The sequence below is a fragment of the Staphylococcus sp. HMSC34G04 genome (assembly GCF_001838765.1).
Lineage (GTDB): Bacteria > Bacillota > Bacilli > Staphylococcales > Staphylococcaceae > Staphylococcus > Staphylococcus epidermidis.
Window position 1 is genome coordinate 63,158 of the sequence record NZ_KV838758.1, and the last position, 9,706, is coordinate 72,863.

Consider the following 9,706-nt stretch of genomic DNA (forward strand, 5'->3'; position numbering starts at 1 on the left):
ACTGGCTATTTTGCTAGGAATTATGTCCCAGCTTCTTAACAATTTCAACTCACTGAAAAAACTATTTTTTTTCGTTCCCTTTTGGACCTGATTTATATTCATATTTACCAGGATTTACTTTTTTAAAGTCAGGATTTTTGTAGAATCTGAACAAGTCACCATTTAACACGCTGTCACTCATTTCAAGATCTTTCTCAACTTGTTTTTTATTTTTATCGAAATCTTTAGGTTTTTCAGTAAGCAATTCATTATCTTTATTTGAGTAAATTTTACCATTCACATACTTATAATCTTCAGTGATAAAATCACCGTTTCTAAACGGTACTACGTTATTGTGTTGTTTAGAGAACATGTCAGAGCCAAACATTAGGTAATTCTTGCTATCAATACCAACAAGATGCAGTAATGTAGGCATTACATCCATTTGTCCAGCATACTCTTTATTTACGCCCCCTGATTTACCTGGAACTTTTAACCAGAAACCAGTGCGGTTTAAATCTGTAAATTTAGCTGGTGTAATCTTCTCACCTAATAATTTTTCCATAGCATTGTTATGATTTTCTGAAATACCATAATGGTCTCCATAAATCATAATGACTGAATTATCATATAGACCTTTTTTCTTAAGATCAGTAATATATTCCTCTAAAGCTTGGTCGAGATAGTGTGCCGTTTGTATATAACCGTCTACTGTTGAGTCACCAGTATTAGGTTTATCAATAGAAGCATCCTCTTCATCTAATGTGAAAGGATAGTGGTTAGTTAAAGTAATTAAGTGTGAATAAAACGGCTTTTTCATTTTAGATTGATAATCTGCTGATGCTTTAAAGAATGGTTTATCTTTTAAACCAAGATTAACAATATTGTCGTCAGACATGTCATAGTAAGTGGCATCATAGAAATTGTCAATACCGAAATGTTTATAAACTTGATCTCGATTCCAAAATGTTTTGTAGTCACCATGCATTACATTAGATGTATAACCTTGCTTTTGATCTAGTATAGCAGGTAATGATTGATACGTATTATCTCCCTTCAGTGAATAGGCAGATCCTTGCGGCAAGCCATATAAACTGTTGTCCATTGTAAACTCTGAGTCAGATGTTTTACCTTGCCCTGTTTGATGGAAAAAGTTTGGGAAATACGTAAAATCTTGGTTACCACTAGATAATTTATTTAAAAACGGTGTAACCTCTTTACCATTTACCTTTTTATTGATTAAGAAAGTCTGGAAACTTTCAAGGTGAATTTTAATTATATTTTTCTTTTTCGCTGCACCGTAATATTCAGAATTTGGTTCAGTACGTTTCTGCTTAGTGTAATTCAGCACTTTAGTTAAGTCATCTTCAGAAGCTAGTGCTTTTTGCTGATTATTTTCGATTGTTTTTACACCGTCATAAACAGTGAAGTTATATGGTCCTAAGTATTTCACAAGATATTTATGATCAAAAGTTCTTGTTAATAATTCGGGACGGTCTGTTTCTGCAAACGCTAAATTTAAGAAAAATAATGCTACTGACGTAGCCATTACAACAGGTACAAATTTTTTACTGAATGCTCTATTATCTAACCATTTACGTTTAAATATTAAAATGGCAAGGTAGATAATAGTGTCAATGAAATAGACAAAGTCATACCATTTGAAAGAAGCACTTACTGCACCACCCATTGATTCAACGTTGCCTGCTTGGTTTAGTGTACTAAAAGTTAAGAAATCTGAGAAAAATCTGAAGTACACAACGTTTGCGTAAAGTAGAAACGTAAGTAAAAATCCTCCAATAAAGATGAACCAAAATGCCTTCTTACCTTTAAAAAATAGGAAAACACTTAGTACAAGTGCAATCAAACTATAAGGATTCATAAGCAATATTAAGTTTTGTACTAAACCCTTGACACCTAAAGAAAAGTCAACATAATATGAAAAATATGTCTTCAAAGTAATGGTGAATACCGTTAATAAGAAGAACGCAAAAATTCCTATTTTCTTCTTGGGTAAACTCATGTTTGTTTCCTCCGTTTTTAGTAATGAATCATTTTTACGTTAAATGATTCACTTTACCTTCAGTTAATTCAAATTATAACTATCTTTTAAATTACTTTATATTCATTTGATCAAATCGATTATTTCTATTTATAAATTTAAAAATTTGATATAAATCGTAAATGCGAATACGTCATTGTTTAGACTATGTAGTTGTTAACTTTTTATTAAGATTTTTAAATGTTTGTAATCTTATTGTAATAAAAATACATAGTTCAATTTCTAAATATATAGTATTATGTCTTAAATATCAAGTAAAAGCACGCTATACAGGTAAATTGTCAACATAAAAGTGCTATTAAAATTTTAAATAATTGAGTTCTTTTACATATATAATGATTCATTATAAACTCAGTATTTCTTATGTTCATCAGTCTCCAGGACGATTCAATTTAAGTTCCAAATCTGATGTACGTGCACAAGACTACTTCTTTTTTATTTATGGGAAAACAATTCCATAGTTATACGTCACTTTAACATTTCTAATTGCATACGATGTTCAATACCATGGAACAATTGATTTAACCAATTGCTATACTTTATTAAGTTTTTTTCTGCAGTTTCGATATCTATAAATTGAAATTTCAATTTTGAGCCTTGTGGTTTTTGTGCTAATTTTGTTAGATGATAGCTTGCGATTGTACCTATTTGAGGATAACTTCCTAATGTATAATGATCGTTTAATAATACAATCGGTGTGCCATCTCTCTTAACTTGAATGGTTCCTCTTTTTACTGATTGATGAGCCGGCATATCATCATAGTATGCTTTGATTTGGGGTCCATCAAGCACCATACCTACTCTATTTGTTTTACTGGACACACTATATTCAGCCATTGTAAAACGACGCGTCGCCTCTTTTTTAAAATCTTCTGTTCCCTTATTTCTAATCACATGAAAAACATCCGAAACATAATTAAAAGACAATGCGTAACCATCAATTCCCCAATCAGTTGTACGTTTGTCAGATAAGTTTTCAAATAGCTTAAGATGTCGTTGAGAATAATGGTGTTTTAATTCTATTTCATCACCTTTTTTAAGCTTTCTCCCCTCAAAACCACCAATCTCCACATTAAAATCTGTAGATGCTGAATGAAGCCATTTTTCTAGTTTAAAACCGCCACCAACTGCTAGATAAACGCGTGATGTACGACTGGTTTCATTAAATTTCAATGTCTCACCTTCATTGATGAGATATAATTTATTAGGATAAATTTTCATATGTTCAGTTTCAGCTTTAAAATTTCCACCTGTTAAAGCTATTAGTGCCGGCTCAGTGAAGCGAATTGTTGCCATTTTTTGAGTCATTTCAAGTGTTGCTTCATTCTTGTCATTTGCAACCAGACGGTTGGCTATTTCATGTGCTAATTCATCTAATGCACCACTCGGGATAACACCTTCATGTTCATATCCCTTTCTTCCAAAATCTTGAAAGCTACTAAATAGACCACTATTTTCAATTATGATTGACATATTTTATAATCTCCTAGCTCTATTTCATTGATACCTTTAGACTCAAATGTGACATTGTCTCCTAGCTTTAATAATGTAAAGTTTTGTTGCTCAGGAAAGAAAAGTTGAACTGGTGTATATCCTATAACTAACCAATCATTATATGTATCAGTAGTCACTATTCCACATTTTTTCCCTTCAATAATAACTGATCCACAAGGGATGAACTTTTTCTTTTTACTTGTGTGGTTCACATGTAATTTTTTATTCATTCCGGTAAGATACGGAAATCCTGGTGAATACCCCATCATTGATACAAAATATTTTTCTTGAGTGTGTAATTTTACAAAATCCTCTAATTTGAGTTTAAGATGCTTTAACAAATGTTGTAAATCAGGCCCAAATTCTCCGCCATATATAACTGGAATATTAACAGATTGTTGTTTTTGAATATATTTCGCTTGAAGTTGTTGCCGATGATGTCTAATTTCTAATTTTATAGAATCAATTAAAGCTTTCATATATAAAAATGGTGACTGAATATGGTGATGTTTAATCATATCTCTTGCGTCATAGCAAATCATTAGGTCAGATTCTGTAGCTACAATTTCAGTAATAAATGGATATGATTTATCAATTAAATATGCTCTCAATGAAAGTAAATCTTCTGTCAGTCTTTGAGATACATTTTTCTCTATTGAAACAACAATGGCTTGGTCGCCTTGACTATATATTTTCATAATATCACCTCGTCAAAATTAATGATGATAAAACACATTCATCAATTTAATAATATGTGGCATTATAGATTGCATAAGCAAATAAACCAACACAAACGCACAAAATGTAGTTATAGTAGCTATTAACTTAGCAATAAGCACTTGATTGTTTTTAATGGCTTGGTTTGACATCTTTTTACCTAATACAGTAAGAAGTATTAATATAGCTAACCATAATAATGTCATAGGCTACCTCATTATTTTTTATCATTAAAATTCTTTTTCATAAATATATTATACATATACTTTAACACCGACAACCTCTCTTAAGCTATTGATTAAATAGACGTTGATTTGACTCGATTTGATTTTTTCTTTAAATTCTTCGATATAAAAATCTTTTTCTATAACTTCCCCTTGATCAATAAGAGATTGTCTCATACAGCCGGGGAGCATGTCTTCTTTATATGTTGGTGTATACAATTTATCTCTTTCTTGTATCATTACGTTGCCAATGTCAAACTCTAAAATTTTACCTTCTTCATCATAGATTAGTATTAAATCTGTGAAATGATTATGTGTTAAATAATCACGTTCTGTTGTTTTATTAGTTATGATTACTTTATCAATATTCTTTTTTTGTTGAACTAGTCGTGCGGTAAAAAAAGGTTTATCGGGTATCGAAAATAACTCATAGTTGAGTTCCCCTTCTTTGTTTAACGTCACCTTCAAACGATATACGCCTTTTGAATGCAAGGTTTTTATATTATGAATAAACTGCTTCCAAAATAGATGATCAAATTGAAATCCTAGATGCTCACTAGAAGTTGAAATACGTTGATAATGGTAATCAAGCCGAGGAATGAATCCCCTATCCAATTTCATTGTTTCAAATAAATGCATATTATAACCGCTCCAAAATTTTAGTTTTATCGTGAAATTCTTGAACTTCATTTTCAGGTATTGAATCAATTGTTATACCAGCACCCACCCCATAAACCGCTTCTTCATGATTATACTCAATTGTCCGAATAGGTATATTAAATATCATCCTTTGGTTTGGAAGTAATAAACCAATTGTTCCACAGTAAATGGATCTTGGCATGTCCTCCAACTGAGCTATATATTGCATTGTATTTATTTTTGGTGCACCTGTAATAGAACCACAAGGAAAGAGCGCTCGCATCATATCTATTAATTGAATGTCATCTTGTAATTGGCCACAAACTGTACTGGTCATTTGGAAAACTGTGTCATATTTCTCAATCGAAAACAGTTCAGGTACATCTATAGTTCCACTTTGAGCAATTCTTGTAATATCGTTACGTAATAAGTCTACAATCATCACATTCTCTGCCATATCTTTAGAGGAAGTTTTTAAATTATTATAATATAGCTCATCTTCTTTAACATTTTTCCCTCTAGGCATGGTTCCTTTCATCGGCTTGCTAACAATCATATTTGATTTACCTTTATAGTCACCTTTTTGAAAGAAAAGTTCAGGCGATATTGATGCTACTTTTATATCAGGTGTGTCCATTAAAACGGTATAATTACCATTTTGTGACATAGTAAGTTGATGATATAAGTGACTTATAGGACAGAAAATTTCTGCTTTTAAGCGCGTTGTGTAATTCACCTGATACGTTGCCCCTTCGATGATGGCTTTATGAATCGATTTGACCTTGTTAATCATCGCTTTATCACTTTCACAAAAATAAAATCCTTCAGTTTTTATATGATTTTTAGTAGACATTACTTTTTTTATATTTTTTATCGAATTGACCGATTTAAATGAATAAGCTGCAGCAAAAATATGGGATTGTTCCACGATATTGACCACCATTTCCTTATTAAAAAAAGGTGCTGCTTCATAAGTAACATAAAGTGCAACATAACTTCCGTTACGTTGTTCTTGTTCTGCAAAGTGAATGACATCCCCTACTTCATCAAGACGATATGCAATTTTAGAATCTTGAACGTTATCCATTTCTAATTGATAGTCTTCATAGTCCTTTTCATTCTCATAATAGCGATACTTAAATTCAATGTGCATATTTAACCCCTACCTCGGTTAAGAATAAATTTAATTGTTCGTGACCATATTCACTTAGTATTGATTCGGGATGATACTGTAAACCATAAATAGGATACTTACGATGCGCAACAGCCATGATAACATTCTCGTTGTTCAGCGCTGTGACTTTTAATGCGCTAGATATTGTAGAAGGGTCAGCCATAAGTGAATGGTATCGCATTACGTTAAAATACAATGGTAGCCCTTTAAAAATACCCTCATTGCTATGGCTTATCTTGGTAATATGTCCATGAACAGGTTTATCATTATGGATAATGTTTCCTCCAAAGTATTCAATGATTAATTGAAAACCTAAACAGACACCCAAAATGGGAACGTGACGATGAAATATTTCTAATACTGATGATAGTATTGGATAATCACTTGGTTTCCCAGGTCCAGGTGAAATGACAATCGCTCTCGGATTTAATGCATCGATATGCTGTATCATCAAATCATTTACAGAAATAATTTTCACTTCTTCAGTAGTTTGTACCTTAATATAATCTATTAAGTTATATGTAAAAGAATCTTGATTATCTATCATTAAAATCATATTCATACCTCAATTATCGATAAAGATTGTTAATTATTATAGTTCTTACCCTCTATTATCACAGAACATGACTTGATTTTATATAGCATTTCGTTTATTCTATGTTCCGTACAAAATAATAACAGAGGTTCCTAGCCGAAACCCTCTATAAAAAACTAGACATGAAAATTTCAACAATGAATTTCTTCATATTATAACGTTAAGACTATATATGTCTTTAATATTTCTGTCTATCTTTTTTATAGAGATAGACTTTTTTTATGCAAAATTATCACAATGATGAGGAGTCATATCAATGTCGCAAAATGACTTAAATAAAGAAAAAGCACTTGTCGTATTTAGTGGTGGTCAAGATAGTACGACATGTTTATTTTACGCTAAAAAACATTTTAAAGAAGTTGAACTCGTTACATTTAATTATGGACAACGACATGATACAGAAATTGAAGTTGCAAAAAAAATTGCAAAAGAACAAAATTTAAAACATCATATTTTAGACATGTCATTACTATCTCAACTTACTCCCAATGCACTTACACAACATGAGTTAAAAATTGAAGATAATGATGATGGTATTCCTAATACTTTCGTACCAGCTAGAAATCTATTGTTTTTATCTTTTGCTGGCGCGTTGGCCTATCAAATTCATGCTAAACATATTATTACTGGTGTTTGTGAAACAGATTTTTCAGGTTATCCAGATTGTAGAGATAGCTTTATCAAATCTATGAATGTAACTTTAAGTCTTTCAATGGATAAAGACTTTGTCATTCACACGCCATTAATGTGGTTAGACAAAGCACAGACATGGGCACTGAGCGATAAGCTAGGTGTGTTAGATTATATTCGCCACAACACATTAACATGTTATAACGGTATCATTGGTGATGGCTGTGGTGAATGTCCAGCATGTCACTTAAGAGCTAGAGGTTTAAAACATTATCTTGAACATAAAGGAGAAGAATAAGAAAATGCAACAAATTTATCCAAGTGTCACTCACCCATATCAATTCGAACTTAACAAAGATTTTAACTTTTCTGCTGCACATTATATTCCCTTTGAAGAAGCAGGAAAATGTATTCGTACACATGGTCATACATATTACGTCAACTTAACAATTGCTGGCAATACACTAGATAAATGTGGATTTTTAGTTAATTTTAGAGATTTAAAAAAGCTAGTTCACGAACAATTTGACCATTATTTGCTTAATGACTTGCCTGCTTTTAAGGATAAAAGTCCCTCAACAGAAATTGTCGCACAAACGATTTACCACATTGTTCAAAAAGAGTTAAATCAAAGAGAGAATCAACCGAAATGTGTTCAAGTTTATCTTAGAGAAACACCTTCAAGTTACGTAGTTTATAGACCAAAGGAAGATCAAGTGTAAATGGCTAAAATACCCGTTTTAGAAATTTTCGGACCAACAATTCAAGGTGAAGGTCGTGTAATAGGAAGAAAAACAATGTTTGTGCGAACAGCTGGTTGTGATTATAGATGTAGCTGGTGTGATTCTGCATTTACTTGGGACGGTAGTGCTAAAGAAGATATCAAATTAATGACTGCTGAAGAAATTTATGAAGCGTTACTTGAAATAGGTGGTCATCGATTTAATCACGTGACTATATCTGGAGGTAACCCTGCTTTAATCAAAGGTATACAGGAATTAGTAAATTTATTTGAAGAGAAACATATTTATACAGCTTTAGAGACACAAGGTAGTCGTTTCCAATCATGGATGACACAAATTGACGATTTAACAATTAGTCCAAAACCCCCTAGTTCGGGAATGAAAACTAATCTAGAAGTATTAGATTCTGTTATAAATCAATGTACATTTCATTCACTTAATTTGAAAGTGGTGATTTTTGACGATGCAGACTATGATTTTGCAAAATTAATTCATCATCGTTATCCTAACATCCCATTCTATCTACAGGTAGGCAATCCTTATCTTGATGATAACGTTGACCAACATACAGATAAATTACTTGAAAGATATGAGAAATTAGTGGATCGTGTAATGCAAAGTAGTGATATGAATCATGTCTATGTACTACCACAATTACATACATTATTATGGAGTAATAAAAAAGGCGTCTAATATTGAAAATACGTTAAATATTTCTGAGTGTTATGAAATGATTAAGTTAATGTTAATTGGTATAATGAAGAGATGAAGAATTACGAATAGGAGTTCAACATGATTATATATATATTAATTAACATCGCCATCGTCTTGCTAATTCTTGGCATCGATTTATACCGACATCGTTTCAGACAGCTTAAGTTTAGCTCCATATTATTATCTATTTTAATCAATAGCGTGATTGATATTTTTGCGATTAATCAATTCAATTTTATTACGATGTTTACCGTCACACTCTTTATGATATGGACACTTTTACAAATATATTTAAATTTCAAGCTATATCCTTTTGTAATTTCTGACCAAAAGTTTATTGCTATAATACTAGCTATTGTTATAAGCTTATTGCAATTTATTACTGATAAATCGAGCACACAATCGGTGTATATGTCCATCCCATATTTATCACCCACGATATTTATAATAGGCGCGATTTTACTTTTTGTAGGTACTTTCAAAATAGACGAAGTTGAACGTCTTTCACTATTTCGTAAAATTAAAAGACCAATGACAACAGGTACAATTATTATTATCCTATCTCTCATATCAACGATGATTTTAACGCCCTTTTGGTATGTCTTTTTAATCATTTATAGCTTACTCATTGGTTTTATATTATGGCAAGGTGTTTTTTTCATAAAAAATAAAAAATAATTATCCTTACATTGATTTATAAGATAGAGGCTGGGACATAATTCCTAGCAAAATAGC

At 31.4% G+C, this 9,706-nt stretch carries 11 protein-coding genes and 1 riboswitch; of the genes, 4 read left to right on the top strand and 7 right to left on the bottom strand.

What is annotated here, in order from left to right:
• Positions 1-61: 61 nt before the first annotated feature.
• The 7 genes from ltaS to HMPREF3241_RS10470 form a co-directional block, all read right to left on the bottom strand.
• Positions 62-2,002, bottom strand: coding sequence for a polyglycerol-phosphate lipoteichoic acid synthase LtaS (gene ltaS / locus HMPREF3241_RS10440; protein WP_002475959.1), 1,941 nt, complete (start codon positions 2,000-2,002; stop codon positions 62-64).
• Positions 2,003-2,509: 507 nt separating this feature from the next.
• The gene (locus HMPREF3241_RS10445) at positions 2,510-3,514 is read right to left on the bottom strand and encodes a 5-oxoprolinase subunit C family protein (RefSeq protein ID WP_002457617.1); all 1,005 of its coding nucleotides are present in this window, start codon (positions 3,512-3,514) and stop codon (positions 2,510-2,512) included.
• On the bottom strand, positions 3,502-4,233 hold the full coding sequence (locus HMPREF3241_RS10450; protein WP_002475955.1) for a 5-oxoprolinase subunit B family protein: 732 nt from the start codon (positions 4,231-4,233) through the stop codon (positions 3,502-3,504). The genes HMPREF3241_RS10445 and HMPREF3241_RS10450 overlap by 13 nt, the downstream gene beginning before the upstream one ends.
• Positions 4,234-4,251: 18 nt before the next feature.
• On the bottom strand, positions 4,252-4,458 hold the full coding sequence (locus HMPREF3241_RS10455; protein ID WP_001830353.1) for a hypothetical protein: 207 nt from the start codon (positions 4,456-4,458) through the stop codon (positions 4,252-4,254).
• Positions 4,459-4,506: 48 nt separating this feature from the next.
• On the bottom strand, positions 4,507-5,115 hold the full coding sequence (locus HMPREF3241_RS10460) for an aminotransferase class IV (RefSeq protein ID WP_070853661.1): 609 nt from the start codon (positions 5,113-5,115) through the stop codon (positions 4,507-4,509).
• A 1-nt stretch (position 5,116) separates the two neighbouring features.
• A complete protein-coding gene (locus HMPREF3241_RS10465; RefSeq protein ID WP_002445905.1) occupies positions 5,117-6,268 on the bottom strand; it encodes a chorismate-binding protein in 1,152 nt (383 codons plus the stop codon).
• Positions 6,258-6,845: an anthranilate synthase component II gene (locus HMPREF3241_RS10470; protein ID WP_002445904.1), complete on the bottom strand. Its 588-nt coding sequence runs from the start codon at positions 6,843-6,845 to the stop codon at positions 6,258-6,260. The genes HMPREF3241_RS10465 and HMPREF3241_RS10470 overlap by 11 nt, the downstream gene beginning before the upstream one ends.
• A 118-nt stretch (positions 6,846-6,963) precedes the next feature.
• A riboswitch (PreQ1 riboswitch) is annotated at positions 6,964-7,010 on the top strand.
• A gap of 130 nt (positions 7,011-7,140) precedes the next feature.
• On the opposite strand from HMPREF3241_RS10470, the gene queC reads away from it, so the two are divergent.
• The 4 genes from queC to HMPREF3241_RS12560 all read left to right on the top strand — a co-directional run bounded on the left by queC (position 7,141) and on the right by HMPREF3241_RS12560 (position 9,649).
• A complete protein-coding gene (gene queC, locus HMPREF3241_RS10475; protein WP_002445903.1) occupies positions 7,141-7,812 on the top strand; it encodes a 7-cyano-7-deazaguanine synthase QueC in 672 nt (223 codons plus the stop codon).
• A 4-nt stretch (positions 7,813-7,816) separates the two neighbouring features.
• On the top strand, positions 7,817-8,236 hold the full coding sequence (gene queD, locus HMPREF3241_RS10480; RefSeq protein WP_002445902.1) for a 6-carboxytetrahydropterin synthase QueD: 420 nt from the start codon (positions 7,817-7,819) through the stop codon (positions 8,234-8,236).
• Positions 8,237-8,950, top strand: coding sequence for a 7-carboxy-7-deazaguanine synthase QueE (queE, locus tag HMPREF3241_RS10485; protein WP_002445901.1), 714 nt, complete (start codon positions 8,237-8,239; stop codon positions 8,948-8,950).
• A 99-nt stretch (positions 8,951-9,049) separates the two neighbouring features.
• Complete coding sequence (locus HMPREF3241_RS12560) at positions 9,050-9,649, top strand: hypothetical protein (RefSeq protein WP_002445900.1); 600 nt, start codon at positions 9,050-9,052, stop codon at positions 9,647-9,649.
• Positions 9,650-9,706 lie beyond the last annotated feature (57 nt).